Source organism: Streptomyces sp. NPDC042102, assembly GCF_055582305.1.
This window is the reverse complement of record NZ_JBVJDL010000004.1, coordinates 1-19,906: the sequence shown is the minus strand read 5'-3', so window position 1 is coordinate 19,906 and position 19,906 is coordinate 1. Positions and strand designations below refer to the sequence as shown.

Below are 19,906 nucleotides of genomic sequence, written 5' to 3'. Positions count from 1 at the left end.
CACCGGCATCCGAGCCGCCGGCCCGTTGCCCGCCGCCGTCCGCCGCGGCCCACCCGTACCCCTCAACCTCTCGCACACCCTGAGGAACAGATGGCACACATCGCATTTTTCAGCGTGGCCGCCCACGGGCACGTCTCGCCCACCCTCGGCATCGTCGACGAGCTGGTCTCGCGCGGACACCGGGTCACCTACTTCACCACCGGCGCCTTCGAGGACCGCCTGACCCGCCTGGGCGCGCAGGTGTGCCGCTACGACGTCGCGACCTCCCCGAACCACTCCCCGCGGGCCTTCACCGACAACGACCCCAGCGCCCTGCCCCTGTTCTTCCTCGCGGGCAGCGCCGAACGGATCGCGCTCGCCGAGTCCTTCGTCGGCGAGGACCGTCCCGACCTCGTCGTGTACGACAACACGGCCCCCTTCGCCGGGCGCACCCTGGCCCGCCGCTGGGGCTGCCGCGCCGCCCAGTTCTTCCCCACCCTGGCGTCCAACCGCACGTACGCCCTGATGGACGCGATGCTGGCGCGCACCGGCCGCTCCGCCGCCCACGCGGCCAACAGCGCCGCGTTCGAGGAGCACCTGACCCGGTTCCTCGCCGAGGCCGGGCTCGGCGGGATCTCCACCGAGGAGTTCATGGACTTCGAGGAGGAGCTCAACCTGGCCTTCCTGCCCCGGGAGTTCCAGCCCGCGGCCGACACCTTCGGCGGCCACTACCGCTTCGTCGGACCGAGCCTGGGCGGCCGCGAGGCCGAGGGAACCTGGCGCCCGGCCGATCCGGACCGCCCCACCGTCCTCGTCTCGCTGGGCACGGTCTTCAACCGGGCCGCCGACTTCTACCGGACCTGCGTGAACGCGTTCGCCGACAGCGGCCTGCACCTGGTGCTGTCCGTGGGCCAGCACGTCGACCCGGCCGGCCTCGGACCGCTCCCGGCCCACTGCGAGGTCCACCGCAGCGTCCCGCAGCTGTCGGTCCTGGAGCAGGCCGCCGCGTTCGTCACCCACGGCGGCATGGGCAGCACCATGGAAGCCCTCGCCTTCGGCACCCCGATGGTCGTCGTGCCGCAGATGGTCGAGCAGGAGATCATCGCCGACCGCGTCGCCGAACTCGGCCTCGGCGTGCGCCTGGACGCGGCCGACGCCGACGCCGAGCGGCTGCTGGCGGCCGTACGGACCGTCAGCACCGACCCGGGCATCGCCGCGGCCGCCGCCCGGACCCGGCAGCTGACCCGCGCGGCCGGCGGCGCCCGCCGCGCCGCAGAGGCCCTCGAGGCCCACCTGGCCCCCACCACCGCGAAGGCGGCGACGTCGTGACCGCACAGAGCATCCTCATCGTCGGAGCCGGCGCCGTCGGCACCCTCCTGGCCTGCGACCTCCTCCAGCAGGACGTCCCCGTCCGGCTGATCGACAGCAAGCCGCCGGAGGAGGACTTCGACCCGCACTCGCGCGCCGTCATGATCTGGCCGCGCGTCCTGGAGCTCCTGGAGAAGAGCGGCATCGCCGACGAGCTCGTCGCCCGCGGTTTCCGCGCCGACGACGTCAGCTTCTTCTCCCGCGGCCGCCGCCTGGGCACCGTACCGATGAGCGTGCCGGGCGCCGCCCGCCCCTTCGGCCTGGGCATCGTCCAGCGCGAGCTGGAGGACCTGCTGCGCGCCCGCTTCGCCGAACTGGGCGGCCGGATCGAGTACGGCACCACGCTGGAGGCCCTCGACAACGCCAAGACCCTCCCCGTCGCCACCCTCCGGCACGCCGACGGCTCCGTGGAGGTGACCGAACCGGACTGGCTCATCGGTGCCGACGGCGCCGGCAGCGCCACCCGCCGGCTGCTCGGCATCCCCTACCCCGGCATCCCCTTCCCGCTGGGCATCGCCCTGGGCGACTTCCCCGTCACCGGACCCCGGGTCTCCACCGTCGAGTACCACTACGCCGACGGCGGACTGCTGCCGCTGGTCCACCTGCCCGACGGCGTCTGCCGCCTCGCCACCGTCGTCGCCCCGGGCGAACCAGACTGGTCCGGCCGGCCGCTGGCCGACTGGCAGGCGATGGTCGACGAGCGCACCAGCCTGCCCTACCGGCTCGGCGAACCCCTGTGGACCCGCACCTACTTCCCCCGCCCCGGGGTCGCGACCCGCTTCCGCGACGGACGCGTGGTCCTCGCCGGCGACGCCGCCCACTCCGTGGTCCCCCTCGGCGGGCAGGGCCTCAACCTCGGCCTCCAGGACGCCGTCAACCTCGGCTGGAAACTCGGCGGTGTCGCGCGCGGCACCTGGGACGAGCGGATCGTCGACACCTACGACACCGAACGCCGGCAGGCCGTCGAGCAGGTCCGTACGCTCATCCGCACCGAGATGCGGCTCTCCGGCGCCCCCTCGCCGCGCGAGCGCACCCTGCGCGACCTGACGGTGGCCGCCGCCCACCGCACCGGCTTCCTGCGGTACGTCGCCGCCCCCGTGATGAGCCAGCTCGGCCTCGGCTACGGACCCGGGGACGCCCCGCTGTGGCGCGCCCAGCTGCGCCGCCGGGCCCGCCCCGGCGACCGGCTGCCGTTCTTCCACCGCACCCGCCTGCACGCCGGCGCCCCCGTCCTCGACCAGCGGGACCACACCGTCCTGCTGTGGCCCGGCCGGCGGCCGCACGCCGGCTGGCAGCACACCGCCGACCGGGCCCGCGCCACCCTCGCGGACCGGGTCGCGGTGCACGACCTGGCCTCCCTCGCGCCCTCCGGACGGGCCGCCCTGACCCCGGTGTTCGGCGCCCGGCCGGTGATCGCGCTGGTCCGCCCCGACGGCCATCTGGCCCGGCTCGCCGCCGTGGAGCGGTCCGGCGACGTCCTCAGCCACCTCGACCGGTTCGGCAGCCGGCCGCCGGCCCCCACGCGAAGCAGGTGAGCCCCATGCGCACCCTCCTCATCGACAACTACGACTCCTACACCTACAACCTCTTCCAGCTGCTGGCCGACGTGAACGGCGAGGAGCCCGTCGTCCTCGCCAACGACGCGGCCACCATCGCCGACCTGGACCTGGACGCCTACGACAACATCGTCATCTCGCCCGGCCCCGGACACCCCGCCCGCCCGCGCGACTTCGGCGTCTCCCGCGACGTCCTGACCAAGGCCGGCGTACCGGTCCTCGGCGTCTGCCTCGGGCACCAGGGCCTGGCCGTGTGGGCCGGGGGAGAGGTGGTGCCCGCCCCCGTGCCCGTGCACGGCGAGGTCGCCCGCGTCCGGCACGACGGTGACGAGCTCTTCGCCGGCATACCGGCCGAGTTCGGCGCCGTCCGCTACCACTCGCTGTGCGTGGCCCAGCCGCTGCCCTCCGACCTCCAGGCCACCGCCTGGTCCGAGGACGGCGTGGTCATGGCGCTGCGCCACCGGCTGCTGCCGCGCTGGGGCGTGCAGTTCCACCCCGAGTCCATCGAGACCGAGTACGGGCGGCGCATGCTGGCCAACTTCCGGGACCTGACGCTGGCCGACCGCGCCGAGCGCACCGGCGGCCGGCCGACCACCGCGCCGCGGCCCGCGCCCGCCCGTACGGCGCCCACCGCGCCCGCTGCCGAGGGGTCCGCCGCGCCCGCCGCCGAGGGGTCCGCCCGTACGGCGCCCGCCGCCGCTGCCGCCGGGCCCGTCCGGTACCGGCTGCACGTGGCCGAGGCCCGCACGCCCGCCGGTGTCCCCGTCGACACCGAGGCCGCGTTCGCCCGCCTCTACGCCGGTTCCGCGTACGCCTTCTGGCTGGACAGCTCCCACGTGGAGCCCGGCCTGTCCCGCTTCTCCTTCCTCGGCGACGCCCGCGGACCGCTCGCCGAGACCGTGCGCTACCGCGTCCGGGACGGCGTCGTCGAGGTCGCCGCCACCGGCGCCGCCCCGGCCGCCCACCGCGAGTCCGTCTTCGACTACCTCCAGCGCGAGCTCGCCCGGCGCACCATCGACGCCCCGCCGCTGCCGTTCGGCTTCACCGGCGGCTACGTCGGCTACTTCGGCTACGAAATGGGGGCCGACTGCGGCTCGCCCGCCCGGCGCACCGCGCCGACCCCCGACGCCGTCTGGATCTTCGCCGACCGGTTCCTCGCCGCCGACCACGAGACCGGCCGCACCTACCTGCTCGCCCTGAGCGCCGACGACGCCACCGCCGCCGCGGCCGAACGCTGGCTGGCGGAGACGGCCGAGACCCTCGCCGGCCCGGAGCCCGGCGCGGCGTCCCAGCCCGTGGCCGACGGCGCCGGGCCCGCCCCGGTCGAGCCGCGACTGGCCCGCGACCGCGCCGCGTACACCGCCGACGTCCGCGCCGCCCAGGAGTTCCTGACCGCGGGCGAGAGCTACGAGATCTGCCTGACCAACGTCGCCCACGTCCCGGCGGCCGACGGCGGCCTCGCCACGTACCGGCGGCTGCGCCGGCTCAACCCCGCCCCCTACGCCGCCTACCTGCGCCTGGACGACACGGAGGTGGCCTGCTCCTCGCCCGAGCGGTTCCTGCGGATCACCGCGGACCGGGTCGCCGAGGCCAAGCCGATCAAGGGCACCGCGCCGCGCGGCGCGACCCCGGCCGAGGACGAGCGCAACCGCGCGGAGCTGGTCTCCAGCACCAAGACCCGCGCCGAGAACCTGATGATCGTCGACCTCATGCGCAACGACCTCGGCCGCGTCTGCGAGGTCGGTTCCGTCCACGTCCCCGTCCTGATGGCCGCCGAGAGCTACGCCACCGTCCACCAGCTCGTCTCCACCGTCCGCGGCACCCTCAAGGACGGCCACGACGCCATCGACTGCGTCCGCGCCTGTTTCCCCGGCGGCTCCATGACCGGCGCGCCCAAGCTGCGCACCCTGGAGATCATCGACGCCCTGGAGGGCCGCGCCCGCGGCATCTACTCCGGCGCCCTCGGCTATCTCGGCTGCGACGGCGTCACCGACCTCAACATCGTCATCCGGACCATGGTCCGCCACGACGGCGGCTGGCAGGTGGGCGCCGGCGGCGCCATCGTGCTCGGCTCCGACCCCGACGACGAGTACGACGAAATGCTCCTCAAGGCCGAAGCCCCGGCCCGCGCCCTCGCGCACCCCGGCGGCGCCCGCCTCCCGCTCCCCGCCGCCGACCGAACCGGAAGTGACCCCCGATGACCGCCCAGACCACCGCCGACGCCACCCCCGCCACGGCCGCCGCCGTCCCCGCCGCCACCCCGGACGTCGCCGCCCTCGTCGCCGCGATGACCCTCGACGAGAAGCTCTCCTTCGTCCACGGCGCCGACGACCCCGAGCAGCTCGGCCAGTCCGGCTACATCCCCGGCGTACCCCGCCTGGGCATCCCCCCGCTGCGCATGACCGACGGACCGGCCGGCGTCCGGATGAAGCGCCGGACCACCACGGCCCTGCCCGCGCCCGTCGCCCTCTCCTGCGCCTTCGACGAGGACCTGGCCTTCCGCTACGGCGCCTACCTCGGCCACGAGGCCCGCGCCAAGCGCCAGGACGTCCTCATCGGCCCCATGCTCAACGTGCTGCGCCAGCCCTTCGGCGGCCGCAACTTCGAGCTGTACGGCGAGGACCCGCTGCTGGTCACCGCCATCGGCACGGCGGTGGTCCGGGGCATCCAGTCGCAGGGCGTCATCGCGATGCCCAAGCACTTCGCGGCGAACAACCAGGAGGAGAACCGGATGACGATCGACACGGTCGTCTCCGAACGGACCCTGCGCGAGATCGAGTTCCCCGCGTTCCAGGCCGTCGTCGAGGCCGGCGCCGGCGCGCTCATGGGCGCCACCAACAGCGTCAACGGCCACTTCGCCTGCGAGAACGAGACCCTGCTGACCACCGTGCTGCGCGAGGAGTGGGGCTTCGAGGGCTGGGTGATGTCCGACTGGGACGCCGTGCACGACACCGCCGCCATCGAACGCGGCCTCGACCAGGAGATGCCGAACGGCGCCCACCTCGGCGAGCCGCTGCGCGAGGCGATCACCGAGGGCCGCGTGCCGGAGGCCGTCCTGGACCGCGCGGTGACCCGCATCCTCGGCCAGATGGCCCGCTTCGGCCTCCTCACGGCGGACGCCGGCGAGCGGGCGTACCCCGAGCGGACGTACCCCGAGCGGGACGCGCGGCGCGGCCGGGAGCTGGCCCTCGACGTCGCCCGCGCCGGCTCGGTCCTGCTCCACAACCCCCGCGGCGTCCTGCCCCTGTCCGGCACGGAGCTGACGCGCGGCGGCCTCGCCGTCATCGGCTTCCCCGCCGCCGTACCCAAGACCTCGGGCGTCGGCAGCGCCCTCGTCGTCCCCGCCGAGGCGAGCACCCCGCTGGAGGTGCTGCGCGGCCGCCTCGGCGAGCGGGCCGTCAGCTACCACGTCGGCGAGGACCCGGCCGGCCGGCCCATCCCGGAGTCGGCGCTGGTGCCCGCCTTCCGCGCGGGTGAGGTCCCGGCCGGCCCGTCCACCGAACCCGACTACTTCTACGAGGGGCAGCTGACCATCGAGACGGCCGGCCGCTACCGGATCGCCGTCACCGCGCTCGGCGGCTACGCGGCCATCGACCTCGAGGGCCACCCCCGCGTCTTCGCCGGCAGCTCCTTCGGCGACACCGCCGGCCTGACCGTCGACCTGGAGCCCGGCACGTACAAGCTCGTCCTGTCCGCCCTGCCCATGCCCTCGGGCCCGGTGCGCCTGACGCTGGGCTGGGTCACCCCCGAACAGGCGCGCGCCGACATCGAGGAGGCCGCCGAGGCCGCCCGCGGCGCCGAGGTCGCGGTCGTCTTCGCGTACGACGAGCTCGCCGAGCTCCTCGACCGCCCCGCGCTCGCCCTGCCCGGCCTCCAGGACGAGCTCATCGCCGCCGTCGCCCGCGCCAACCCCCGCACCGTCGTCGTCCTCAACACCGGCTCGTCCCCGACGATGCCGTGGCTGGACCTCGTCGCCGGCGTCCTCGACGTCTGGTACCCCGGCGAGATGGGCGCCGAGGCCACCGACGCCCTGCTCTTCGGCGACGCCGAGCCCAGCGGCCGCCTCACCCAGAGCTTCCCCGTGGACGCCGGGCACACCTCCGTCGCCGGGGACCCGCTGAGCTACCCCGGCGTCGACGGCCGCGTCGAGTACCAGGAGGGCCTCTTCGTCGGCTACCGCTGGCACGACGAGCACCAGGTCGCCCCCCGCTTCCCGTTCGGCCACGGCCTCGGCTACACCACCTTCTCCTACGACGACCTGGCCCTGACCCCGGCCGGCCGGCAGCTGAAGGTCTCCTGCACCGTCCGCAACACCGGCGCCCGCGCCGGCCGCGAGACCGTTCAGGTCTACCTCGGCCGCAGCCCCCGACTCGACGTCCCGCAGGCCCTCAAGGCGCTCGCCGGGTTCGCCACCGTCGACCTGGAGCCCGGCGCCTCGGCCATCGTCGAGATCGTCCTCGACGCCCCCCGGTTCACGTACTGGGACGACAGAACCCGCGCCTGGGCCGTCGCCCCCGGCGATCGCACCGTCCTCGTCGGCCGCTCCTCGGCCGACCTGCCGCTGTCGGCCACCGTCCGCGTCGAGGCCGACGGCACGGTGCACCGGTGAAGGCGGCCCCGCACCGGATCCGCACCCCGGTGTGCATCGTCGGCGCCGGGCCCGCGGGCCTGGTGCTGGCCCGGCTGCTCGAATTGAACGGCATCGCCTCCGTCGTCCTGGAACGCCGCGACCGCGCCCACGTCGAGCGGCGCGTGCGGGCCGGCCTGCTGGAACAGGGCACCGTGGAGACCCTGCGCCGGGCCGGCGCGGCCGAGCGCCTCGACCGCGAGGGCCTGGTCCACGAGGGCTTCGAACTGCGCCTGGACGGCGACCCCTACCGGCTGCCCTTCGCCAAGCTCGCGGGCGCCTCGGTGTGGATGTACGGGCAGCAGGAGGTGGTCAAGGACCTCATCGCCACCCGTACGGCCGGCCCCGGCGCGCTCCACTTCGGCGTCGACGACGTCCGCGTGGCCCGCCTGGCCGCCGACGGCGCGACGCTCACCTGCACCGTCGACGGCCGGCCCACCGAGATCACCTGCGACTTCGTGGCGGGCTGCGACGGCTTCCACGGCGTCAGCCGCGCCGCCGTCCCCACGGCCGCGCTCACCACCCACGCCCACAGCCACCCGTACGCCTGGCTGGGCGTCCTCGCCCAGGCCCCGCCGCTCTCCCCGGAGCTGATCTACGCCGTCGGGGACCGCGGCTTCGCCCTGCAGAGCATGCGCTCGGCCACCGTCAGCCGGCTCTACCTCCAGGTCCCCACCTCCGAGGGCCTCCACGACCGCTCCGACGACGAGATCTGGACCGAGCTCGACCGCAGGCTGACCGGCGGCGCCGGCACCCTGCCGACGGGACCGGTCCTGGAGCGCAGCCTGGTGCCGCTGCGCAGCTTCCTGTGCGCACCCATGCAGCACGGGCGGCTGTTCCTGCTCGGCGACGCCGCGCACATCGTGCCGCCCAGCGCCGCCAAGGGCCTCAACCTCGCCGTCGCCGACGCCGAGCTCCTCGCCGGCGCCCTGGCCGTCTGGTACGGCTCCGGGCGCCGCGAGGCCCTCGACGGCTACTCGGACACCGCCCTGCGGCGCGCCTGGCTCGGCCAGGAGTTCTCGCGCTGGATGACGGACCTGCTGCACACCCGGCCGGACGGCACGGCCTTCGACCGGGGCCTGCTGCGGGCCCGCTTCGACCACCTGACCGGCTCCACCGCCGCGGCGACCGACTTCGCCGAGCAGTACGTGGGGCTCTCTCGCCGCTGACGGCGACCCTGACCTGATCAACGGGAGTTTCGGTACGTCATGACAAACGAAGACAAGATGCTCGACCACCTCCGGTGGATGACGGCCGAACTGCACCAGACCCGGGAGCGGTTGCGGTCGGCCGAGGAGCCCGAGCCGATCGCGATCGTCTCCATGAGCTGCCGCTACCCCGGCGGCGTCAGGTCCCCCGAAGACCTGTGGCGGCTGGTCGCCGACGCCCGCGACGCGGTCGGCGGCTTCCCCGCCGACCGCGGCTGGGACATCGGCGCCGTCTACCACCCCGACCCCGACCACCAGGGCACCAGCTACGTCCGCGACGGCGGATTCCTCGACGGCGCCGCCGAGTTCGACGCCGGCTTCTTCGGGATCTCGCCCCGCGAGGCCCTCGCCATGGACCCCCAGCAGCGGCTCCTCCTGGAAACCTCCTGGGAGGCCTTCGAACGCGCCGGCATCGATCCCACGTCCCTGCGCGGCAGCCGTACCGGCGTCTTCGCCGGCGTCATGCACCACGACTACGCCGCCGGCGCCCAGGACGTGCCCGAGGGCGTCGAGGTGTACCTCGGCAGCGGCAACGCCGGCAGCGTCGCCTCCGGCCGGATCTCCTACGTCCTGGGCCTGGAGGGCCCCGCCGTCACCGTCGACACCGCCTGCTCCTCCTCCCTCGTCGCCCTGCACCTGGCCGCCCAGGCCCTGCGCCAGGGCGAATGCTCCCTCGCGCTGGCCGGCGGCGTCACCGTCATGGCCGACCCCGCCCTCTTCGTCGACTTCAGCCAGCAGCGGGGCCTCGCGGCCGACGGCCGCTGCAAGCCCTTCGCGGCCGCCGCCGACGGCACCGGCTGGGGCGAGGGCGCCGGCCTGCTGCTCCTGGAGAAGCTCTCCGACGCCCGCGCGAACGGCCACCCCGTCCTCGCCGTCATCCGCGGGTCCGCCGTCAACCAGGACGGCGCCAGCAGCGGCCTCACCGTCCCCAACGGCCCCGCCCAGCAGCGCGTCATCCGCCAGGCCCTGGCACAGGCCCGCCTGACCACCGGCCAGATCGACGCCGTCGAGGCCCACGGCACCGGCACCACCCTCGGCGACCCCATCGAGGCCCAGGCCCTGCTCGCCACGTACGGCCAGGACCGCCCCGCCGGGCGGCCGCTGCTGCTCGGCTCGGTCAAGTCCAACATCGGCCACACCCAGGCCGCGGCGGGCGTCGCGGGCGTCATCAAGATGGTCCAGGCCCTGCGCCACGGCGTCCTGCCCCGCACCCTCCACGTGGACGAGCCCACCCCGCACGTCGACTGGAGCGCCGGTGACGTCCGGCTGCTCACCGAAGCGGCCCCCTGGCCCGAGACCGGCGAGCCGCACCGCGCGGCCGTCTCCTCCTTCGGCATCAGCGGCACCAACGCCCACCTGATCGTCGAGGCGGCCCCCGCCGCCCCCGGCGGCGACGCCCCCGCCGAACGCGCCGCCGTTCCCCCGGTCATCCCCTGGCCGCTGTCCGCCGCCGACCCCGACGCCCTGCGCGCCCAGGCCCGCACCCTCCTGGCCCGCACCGACCTCTCGGGCCTGGAGGCCGGCGCCGACGCCCTCGCCGACACCGCCCACGCCCTCGCCACCACCCGGGCCGCCCTCACCCACCGCGCCGTGGTCCTCGGCAGCGGCGCCGAGGACTTCCGTACGGGCCTGCGCGCCCTCGCCGAGGACACCCCCGCCCCGCACGTCGTACGCGGCGAGGCCCACGCCGACGCGCGGCTGGCCTTCCTCTTCACCGGCCAGGGCGCCCAGCGCGCCGGCATGGGCCGGGAGCTCCACGCCCGGTTCCCCGTCTACGCCGAAGCCTTCGACGCCGTCTGCGCCCAGCTCGACCGCTTCTTCGACACCCCCGTACGCGACGTGGTCCTCGGCGATGAGGGGCGCGGCGACCAGGCGCTGCTGGACCGCACCGAATACACCCAGGCCAGCCTGTTCGCCCTCGAAGTCGCCCTCTTCCGGCTCCTGGAGAGCTGGGGGCTGCGACCGGACTTCCTGCTCGGCCACTCCGTCGGCGAGCTGGCCGCCGCCCACGTCGCCGGCATGCTGCCGCTGCCCGACGCGGCCGCCCTGGTCGCCGCCCGCGGCCGGCTGATGCAGGCCCTGCCCGGCGGCGGCGCCATGCTGTCGGTCCGGGCCGCCGAGGCCGACGTACGGCCCCTGCTGGCGCCCGGCGTCGACATCGCGGCGGTCAACGGCCCCGCGTCGGTGGTCCTCTCCGGCGACGCCGCCACCCTCGACACGATCGCCGCCGCCCTGGAGGCCGCCGGCCACCGCACCAAGCGGCTCAACGTCAGCCACGCCTTCCACTCGCCGCTGATGGAACCGATGCTCGAGAAGTTCCGCGGCGTCGTCGAGCGGCTCACCTTCCAGGACCCGCGGATCCCGATCGTCTCCAACCTCACCGGCCGCATCGCGACCGCCCACGAACTGCGCTCCGCCGACTACTGGGTCCGCCACGTCCGCGAGACCGTCCGCTTCCACGACGGCATCCGCACCCTCGCCGACCACGGCGTCACCGCCTTCGTCGAACTCGGCCCCGACGGCGTCCTCACCGCGATGGGCCAGGACTGCCTGCCCGAGTCCGCCACCACCCGCTGGACCTCGCTGCTGCGCCGCGACCAGCCGGAGACCGCCACCTTCGGCCGGGCCCTGGCCGAGGCCCACACGCACGGCCTGACCCTGGACTGGGACACCGTGTTCGCGGGCGCCCGCCCCGTGGACCTCCCCACGTACGCCTTCCGGCGCACCCCGTACTGGCTGGCGAGCGGCGTCGCGACCGGCGACGTCACCACCGCCGGCCTGGACCCCGCCGGCCATCCGCTGCTCGGCGCGATGGTCACCGTCGCCGCCTCCGACGACCTGCTGTTCACCGGCCGGCTCTCCGCGGCCGCCCAGCCCTGGCTGGCCGACCACGCGGTGGAGGGCACCGTCCTGCTGCCCGGCACCGCGTTCGTCGAGCTCGCCGTCCGCGCCGGCGACCAGGCCGGCTGCGGGCACCTGGAGGAACTCACCCTGGAAGCGCCGCTCGTCCTGCCCGAGCACGCGGCCGTCCGCATCCAGCTCGCCGTCGGCCCCGCCGACACCGAGGGCCGGCGCACGGTCACCGTCTACGCCCGCCCGGACGACGACACCTCCACCGGCTGGACCCGGCACGCCCGGGGCGTCCTGGCGCCCGCCGCTCCCGTCCCTTCCGGCACTCCCGGCGCCCCGGTGATGACCGATTCCGCCGGGGCCGCGTGGCCGCCCGCCGGAGCCGAACCGGTCGACCTGGACTCCTTCTACGCGCACCGCGCCGCCGCCGGATTCGGCTACGGGCCCGCCTTCCAGGGCCTGCACGCGGCCTGGCGGCTCGGCGACGAGGTCCTCGCCGAGGTCCGCCTCGATCGCGAGGCACACCACACCGGCCGCTTCGGACTGCACCCGGCCCTCCTCGACGCCGCACTCCAGGCCGTCGGCGTCGGCACGCTGCTCGGCGAGAACGGCCCGGCCCGGCTGCCGTTCGCCTGGCGCGACGTCGTCCTGCACGCGGCCGGCGCCGACACCCTGCGCGTCCGGCTCCGCCGCGCCGGCGAGGACGCCGTCGCCCTGACCGCCACCGACGCCGGCGGCCTGCCCGTGGTGACCGTCGGCGCCCTCACCCTGCGCCCCCTGGCCCCCGGACAGCTCCGCCCCGCCGCCGACGCCCTCTTCCGCCTGGACTGGGTCCCCGCCCCGGCCGGCGAGCCCCTCCCGGCCGCCACGGTCGTCGAGGCCGACACCCGCACGGGCGTCCGCGACGCCCTGCGCCACGCCCTGGCGGCCCTCCAGACGTCCCTGGCCACCGGGGACGCCACCGACGCCCCGGAGACCCCCGGGCGCCTGGTCTTCGTCACCCGCGACGCGGCGGGCGACGACGCGACGGATCCGGCCGGCGCCGCCGTCTGGGGACTGGTCCGCGCCGCCCAGTCGGAACACCCCGGCCGCTTCGCACTGCTGGACCTCGCCCCCGGCGAGGACCCGACGCCCTACCTCACCTCCCCGGAACCGCAGCTGTCGGTCCGCGCGGGCGTGGCCCGCGTACCCCGCCTGGTCCGGGTTCCGGCCGCTCTCGAGCCGCGTGAGGTGTCCTTCGCGGTGGGCGGTACGGTGCTGGTGACGGGTGGTACCGGGACGCTGGGCCGGGCGGTGGCGCGGCACCTGGTGGTGCGGCACGGTGTGCGGAGTCTGCTGCTGGTCGGTCGGTCGGGTGGTGGTGCGGACCTGGTGGCCGAGCTGGCGGAGCTGGGTGCTTCGGTGACCGTGGCGGCCTGCGACGTCGCCGACCGTGCGGCGCTGGCCGCGCTGCTGGCGTCCGTACCCGCGGCGCACCCCCTGACCGGCGTGATCCACACCGCGGGTGTCCTCGACGACGGGGTCATCGAGTCCCTCACCCCTGAACGCCTCGACACCGTCCTGCGGCCCAAGGCCGACGCCGCGTGGAACCTCCACGAGCTCACGAGCGGGATGGACCTGAGCGCCTTCGTCCTGTTCTCCTCCGCCGCCGGTGTCCTCGGCGCACCCGGGCAGGGCAACTACGCCGCCGCCAACGCCTACCTCGACGCACTCGCCCAACTCCGCCGGCAGCAGGGCCTGCCCGCCCAGTCCCTGGCCTGGGGCCTGTGGGCCGAGTCCAGCGGCATGACCGGAGCCCTCGGCACCACCGGCACCGAGCGCATCGCGCGCGGCGGCATGACCGCGCTGGCCACCGAGGAGGCCCTCGCCCTCCTCGACACCGCCCCCTCCCACGACCGCGCCGTCCTCCACCCCATGCGCCTGGACACCGCCGCACTCGCCACCGGCACCTCCCCGAGGCCCGCCGTCCTGCGCGCGCTCACCCCGACCCCGCCGCGCCGCGCCGCCTCCCAGGCCGCGCGCGCCACCGGCACGCCCCTCGGCCAGCGCCTCGCCGCCCTGCCCGAAGACCGTCACGAACGCTTCCTGATGGACCTCGTCGGCACGGAGGTCGCCGCCGTACTCGGCAACGGCACCCCGGGAGCCGCCGAACCCCACCAGGTGTTCAAGGACATCGGCTTCGACTCGCTCTCCGCCGTCGAGCTGCGCAACCGGCTCAGCACCGTCACCGGCCTGCGCCTGCCCGCCACCCTCGTCTTCGACCAGCCCACCCCGGCAGCCCTCGTCGGCTACCTGCGCGCCCGCCTCACCGACACCGGCACCGGCACTGCCCGGCGCCCGGGGCCGGCCGGCACCCCGGCCGCCGACGAGGAGCCGATCGCGATCGTCGGCATGAGCTGCCGCTTCCCCGGCGGCATCCAGAGCCCCGAGGACCTCTGGCAGCTCGTGCTCTCCGGCGGCGACGCCATCGCCGGGTTCCCCGCCGACCGAGGCTGGGACCTGGCCACCCTGTACCACCCCGATCCGGCGCACCCCGGCACCTCGTACGTCCGCGAAGGCGGCTTCCTCGACGGGGCGACCGACTTCGACCCCGTCTTCTTCGGGATCTCGCCGCGCGAGGCCCTCGCCATGGACCCCCAGCAGCGGCTCCTCCTGGAAACCTCCTGGGAGGCCTTCGAACGCGCCGGCATCGCCCCGGACAGCGTCCGCGGCACCCGCACCGGCGTGTTCACCGGCGTCATGTACCACGACTACGTCAACCTCCTCCACGACCAGGAGGGCCTGGAGGGGTACGCGGGCAACGGCAGCGCCGGCAGCATCGCCTCCGGCCGCATCGCCTACACCTTGGGCCTGGAAGGCCCGGCCGTCACCGTCGACACCGCCTGCTCCTCCTCCCTCGTGGCCGTCCACCTGGCCGGCCAGGCGCTGCGGCAGGGCGAGTGCACCCTGGCCCTGGCCGGGGGCGTGACGGTCATGGCCGCCCCGAACACGTTCATCGAGTTCAGCCGCCAGCGCGGCCTGGCACCGGACGGCCGCTGCAAGCCGTTCGCGGCCGCGGCCGACGGCACCTCCTGGTCCGAGGGCGCCGGCATGCTCCTGCTGGAGCGCCTCTCCGACGCCCGCCGCAACGGCCACCGGGTCCTGGCCGTGGTCCAGGGCTCGGCCGTCAACCAGGACGGCGCCTCCAACGGCATGACCGCCCCCAACGGCCCCTCCCAGGAACGCGTCATCGAACAGGCCCTGGACCGGGCCCGCCTGACCTCCCGCCAGGTCGACGTCGTGGAGGCCCACGGCACGGGCACCACCCTGGGCGACCCCATCGAGGCCCAGGCCCTGCTCGCGACGTACGGCCAGGACCGCCCCACCGACCGCCCGCTGCTGCTGGGGTCGGTCAAGTCCAACCTGGGCCACACCCAGGCGGCGGCCGGCATGGCCGGCGTCATCAAGATGGTCATGGCCCTGCGCCACGGCATCGTGCCCAAGACCCTGCACGTGGACGCGCCGAGCCCGCACGTCGACTGGTCGGCGGGCGCGGTCCGGCTGCTGACGGAACAGGTGGCCTGGCCGGAGACCGGCGAGCCGCGCCGCGCGGCCGTCTCCTCCTTCGGCATCAGCGGCACCAACGCGCACACGATCCTCCAGCAGGCCCCGGACGAGATGCCGGCCGGCGCGTCGGAGGCCGAGGCCTCCCCCGTACCGCCCCTGTGGGTGCTGTCGGGCCGGGACGCGGCCGCGGTACGGGGCCAGGCGGCCCGCCTGCTGGAGCTGGTGTCGGGGCAGAGCGCGCCGGCCGCGGCCGACGTGGCGCACTCGCTGATGACGACCCGGGCGGCGCTCGGTTCGCGCGCCGCCGTCGTCGCGGCGGACCGCGAAGGCCTGATGGCGGGACTCGCCGCCCTCGCCGAGGGGCGTTCGGCGGCCGGTGTGGCCGAGGGCGCGGTCTCCGGTGGTGGACTGGCGTTCCTGTTCTCGGGGCAGGGTGCGCAGCGGGCGGGGATGGGGCGGGAGCTGTACGCGTCGTTCCCCGTGTTCGCCTCGGCCTTCGACGAGGTGTGTGCGTACTTCGAACTGCCTCTGAAGGAGGTGGTGTTCGAGGACGGGGATCGGGTCCACCGGACCGAGTTCACGCAGCCGGCGCTGTTCGCGGTGGAGGTGGCGCTGTTTCGGCTGGTCGAGTCGTTCGGCCTGCGACCTGACTTTGTGGCCGGTCACTCCATCGGTGAGATCGCGGCCGCGCACGTGGCGGGTGTTCTCACGCTGGCGGACGCGGCCCGGTTGGTCGCTGCTCGGGGCCGGTTGATGGGGGAGCTGCCTGAGGGCGGCGCGATGGTGTCCGTCCAGGCGACCGAGGAGGAAATACGTCCGCTGCTGGGCGCCGATGTCGACATCGCCGCGGTGAACGGTCCGCGGTCGGTGGTCGTCTCCGGCACGGAGGACGCCGTGCTGGCCGTGGCGGAACGGTTCGCCGGGCAGGGCCGTAAGACGAAGCGGCTGACGGTGTCGCACGCGTTCCACTCGCCGTTGATGGAGCCGATGCTCGACGCGTTCCGCGAGGTCGCGGAAGGGCTGACGTACGCGGCTCCGGTGGTCCCGGTGGTGTCGAACGTGACGGGTGAGCTCGTCACGGAGTTCTCGGCCGGCTACTGGGTGGAGCACGTGCGGGGTGCGGTCCGCTTCGGCGACGGGATCGGGCACCTGGTCGAGCAGGGTGTGGGGCATTTCCTGGAGCTGGGTCCGCAGGGCGTGCTGTCCGCGATGGCGGGTCAGTCGCTGCCGGAGAAGTTCGCCGGGCTGCTGACGCCGGTCCTGCGCAAGGACCGTCCGGAGGCGGAGGCCTTCCTCGGCGCGCTCGCCGACGCCTGGACCCGCGGCCTGCCCGCCGACTGGCCCACGCTCGTGCCCGGCCGGCGCGTCGACCTGCCGACGTACGCCTTCCAGCGGCGGCGCTACTGGCCCGACACCGACCTGGTCCCCGCCTGGGACGTGCCGCCCGCCTCCCCGCTCGCGCAGCGGATGGAGTCGGCGGACGACCCCGAGCGCGTCCTGTTCGACCTGGTCCGCGACACCGTCGCCGCCGTCCTCGGGCACACCGAACAGGAGACCGCCGACCCCGACCGCGCCTTCCGCGACCTCGGCTTCGACTCGATGACCGCGGTCGAGTTCCGTACCCGTCTCGGCGCGGCCACCGGACTGCCGCTCTCCGCCACCCTGGTGTTCGACCACCCCACCCCGGCGGCGCTGGTGGGCCACCTGAAGTCCGTCCTGCTGGGCGGTACGGCAGGCCAGGCCGCCGTACGCCGTACGGTCGGCAGCGACGAGCCGATCGCCATCGTCGGCATGAGCTGCCGCTTCCCCGGCGACGTGAGTTCCCCCGAGGACCTGTGGGACCTCGTCGCCTCCGGCACCGACGCGATCACCCCCTTCCCGCGGGACCGCGGCTGGAACGTCGGCGCGGTCTACGACCCCGACCCCGACCGCCAGGGCACCACGTACACGCGGGCCGGTGGATTCCTGCGGCAGGCGGCCGAGTTCGACGCGGGCTTCTTCGGGATCTCGCCGCGCGAGGCGCTGGCCATGGACCCGCAGCAGCGGCAGCTGCTGGAGGTGGCCTGGGAGGCGTTCGAGCGGGCGGGACTGCCACCCGGCTCGGCCCGCGGTACTGCCACGGGTGTGTTCGTCGGCACCAACGGCCAGGACTACACGGCGCTCGCCGCCCAGTCGGCCGAGAGCCTGGAGGGCTACCTCGGTACGGGCGGCGCGAGCAGCGTCGCCTCCGGCCGGATCGCGTACGCCCTGGGCCTGGAGGGCCCCGCCCTGACCGTGGACACCGCCTGCTCGTCGTCCCTGGTCGCCCTGCACCTGGCCACGGAGTCGCTGCGGCGCGGTGAGTGCGAGCTCGCCCTGGCCGGCGGTGTGACCCTGATGTCGACCCCGCAGTCCTTCATCGACTTCAGCCGTCAGCGCGGGCTGTCGCCGGACGGCCGGTGCAAGCCGTTCGCGGCCGCGGCGGACGGCACCGGCTGGTCGGAGGGCGTGGGCCTGCTGCTCGTCGAGCGCCTCTCGGACGCCCGCCGCAACGGCCACCAGGTCCTCGCCGTCATCCGCGGCTCCGCCGTCAACCAGGACGGGGCGAGCAACGGTCTGACCGCGCCCAACGGCCCGGCGCAGCAACGCGTCATCCGGCAGGCCCTCGCCAACGCCGGCCTGGCGGCCCGCGACGTCGACGCCGTCGAGGCGCACGGCACGGGCACCCCGCTGGGCGACCCGATCGAGGCGCAGGCCCTGCTGGCGACGTACGGCCAGGAGCGGACCGCCGACCAGCCCCTCCACCTCGGGTCCCTGAAGTCGAACATCGGCCACACCCAGGCGGCCGCGGGCGTCGGCGGCGTCATCAAGATGGTGATGGCGATGCGGAACGGCGTCCTGCCGCGCACGCTGCACGTGGACGAGCCGACCCCGCACGTCGACTGGTCGGCCGGAACGGTCGCCCTGCTCACCGAGCCGACCGCGTGGCCCGAGACGGGCGCGCCCCGGCGGGCGGCGGTCTCCTCGTTCGGCATGAGCGGCACCAATGCCCACCTGATCCTGGAACAGGCGCCCGCCGCGCCTGCGCACGCACCCGGCACGCCCGAGGCACCGGCTCCGGCCGCCGCCCCATGGCTGCTGTCGGCCACCTCGGACCGGGCCCTGCGCGGCCAGGCCCTGCGCCTGCGCGAGTACGTCGCCGACCGGCCCGGGCTCGACCCGACCGCCGTCGGCCGCGGCCTGGCCGCGGCCCGCACGCTGTTCCCGCACCGGGCCGTCGTCATCGGGTCCGACCGGGACGCGTACCTCGCGGCACTCGACGCGGTGGCGCGCGGCGAAGCGGAGACCGACCACGTGCCGTCGGGGACGGGCGCGTCGGCGTTCCTGTTCTCGGGGCAGGGTGCGCAGCGGGCGGGGATGGGGCGTGAGCTGTACGCGTCGTTCCCGGTGTTCGCCGCGGCCTTCGACGAGGTGTGTGCGCAGTTCGAACTGCCGCTGAAGGAGGTGGTGTTCGGGGACGGTGAGGAGATCGACCGGACCGAGTTCACCCAGCCGGCCTTGTTCGCGGTGGAGGTGGCGCTGTTCCGGCTGGTCGAGTCGTTTGGTCTGCGGCCGGACTTCGTGGCGGGTCATTCGATCGGTGAGATCGCGGCTGCGCACGTGGCGGGGGTGTTCTCGCTGGCGGACGCGGCGCGTCTGGTGGCGGCCCGAGGCAGGTTGATGGGGGAGCTGCCTGCGGGTGGTGCGATGGTGTCCGTCCAGGCGACGGAGGACGAGATACGTCCGCTGCTGGGCGCAGATGTCGGCATCGCGGCCGTAAACGGGCCGCGGTCCGTGGTCATCTCGGGTGCCGAGGACGCCGTCCTGGCCGTGGCCGCCCGGTTCGCCGGGCAGGGCCGCAAGACCAAGCGGCTGACGGTGTCGCACGCCTTCCACTCGCCGCTGATGGAACCGATGCTCGACGCGTTCCGCGAGGTCGCGGAAGGGCTCACGTACGCGGCTCCGACGATTCCATTCGTCTCGACGCTGACCGGGCGGGTCGCGAGCGCCGGGGAGCTGTCGTCCTCCGACTACTGGGTCCGGCACGTCCGCGAAGCCGTCCGCTTCCTCGACGGGGTACGCACCCTGGCCGCCGAAGGCGTGGGGACGTACGTGGAGATCGGGCCCGACGCCGTGCTGACCGGCATGGGCCAGGCGTGCCTCGACGCGCCCGCCGCTTTCCTGCCCGTACTGCGCCGTGACCGCGCCGAGGCCACGACCCTCGTCGGCGCCCTCGGCCGGGCCCACGCACGCGGCCTCGCGCCCGTCCTGCCCGCGCTGTTCGCGGGGACGCCGGACGCCGTTGTCGACCTGCCGACGTACGCCTTCCAGCACGAGCGCTACTGGCCGCGCATCACGGAGCAGCCCGAACCGCCGAGTTGGCTCGTGCCGCGCCGCGGCGCGCACGCGCTGGACGACCTGCTCTACGAGGTGACGTGGCAGCCTGCCCGCGCCGACCTCACTGCTGGTTTGTCCGGTCGGTGGGTGGTGGTGGACGGGTCTGCGGTGGCTGGTGTGTTGCGGTCGGCTGGTGTGGACGTGGTGGAGCTGGTTGTTGGTGGGGCTTCGCGTGGTGAGGTGGCGGGTCTGCTGGCGGGTGTGGGTGGCCGGGTGGACGGTGTGGTGTCGGGGCTTGGTGTGGCGGGGTCGTTGACGCTGGTCCAGGCGTTGGGTGATGCCGGTGTTGCGGCTCGGTTGTGGTGTGTGACGCGTGGTGCGGTGTCGGTGGGTGTGGGGGATCGGCTGGTTGATCC

The 19,906-nt window shown here is 75.0% G+C and carries 6 protein-coding genes and 1 pseudogene; all 7 read left to right on the top strand.

The genetic code is table 11. The annotated features are described in order from the left end of the window. Positions 1-90: 90 nt before the first annotated feature. Positions 91-1,308: a macrolide family glycosyltransferase gene (locus ACZ6KO_RS18405; protein WP_469305023.1), complete on the top strand. Its 1,218-nt coding sequence runs from the start codon at positions 91-93 to the stop codon at positions 1,306-1,308. Further along, positions 1,305-2,882 carry an FAD-dependent monooxygenase gene (locus ACZ6KO_RS18400; protein WP_469305022.1) on the top strand — a complete coding sequence of 526 codons (1,578 nt, stop codon included), beginning with the start codon at positions 1,305-1,307 and terminating at the stop codon, positions 2,880-2,882. The genes ACZ6KO_RS18405 and ACZ6KO_RS18400 overlap by 4 nt, the downstream gene beginning before the upstream one ends. Positions 2,883-2,887: 5 nt before the next feature. Beyond that, positions 2,888-5,104, top strand: a complete 2,217-nt coding sequence (pabB, locus tag ACZ6KO_RS18395) for an aminodeoxychorismate synthase component I (RefSeq protein ID WP_469305021.1) — start codon at positions 2,888-2,890, stop codon at positions 5,102-5,104. After that, complete coding sequence (locus tag ACZ6KO_RS18390) at positions 5,101-7,512, top strand: beta-glucosidase (protein WP_469305020.1); 2,412 nt, start codon at positions 5,101-5,103, stop codon at positions 7,510-7,512. The genes pabB and ACZ6KO_RS18390 overlap by 4 nt, the downstream gene beginning before the upstream one ends. Then, positions 7,509-8,699 (top strand): 4-hydroxybenzoate 3-monooxygenase, encoded by a 1,191-nt coding sequence (locus ACZ6KO_RS18385; protein WP_469305019.1) that lies wholly within the window; start codon positions 7,509-7,511, stop codon positions 8,697-8,699. The genes ACZ6KO_RS18390 and ACZ6KO_RS18385 overlap by 4 nt, the downstream gene beginning before the upstream one ends. 39 nt (positions 8,700-8,738) lie before the next feature. Further along, positions 8,739-8,789 (top strand): annotated as a pseudogene (locus tag ACZ6KO_RS18380) (hypothetical protein); the annotation flags it as partial. A 21-nt stretch (positions 8,790-8,810) separates the two neighbouring features. Further along, positions 8,811-19,906, top strand: an 11,096-nt coding sequence (locus ACZ6KO_RS18375) for an SDR family NAD(P)-dependent oxidoreductase (protein ID WP_469305699.1), incomplete at its 3' end; no start/stop codon positions are given.

Excerpts from the sequence above, each read along its gene's own strand:
- ACZ6KO_RS18405 (WP_469305023.1), top strand. The coding sequence starts at position 91 with ATGGCACACATCGCATTTTTCAGCGTGGCCGCCCACGGGCACGTCTCG.
- pabB (WP_469305021.1), top strand. The coding sequence starts at position 2,888 with ATGCGCACCCTCCTCATCGACAACTACGACTCCTACACCTACAACCTC.
- ACZ6KO_RS18390 (WP_469305020.1), top strand. The coding sequence starts at position 5,101 with ATGACCGCCCAGACCACCGCCGACGCCACCCCCGCCACGGCCGCCGCC.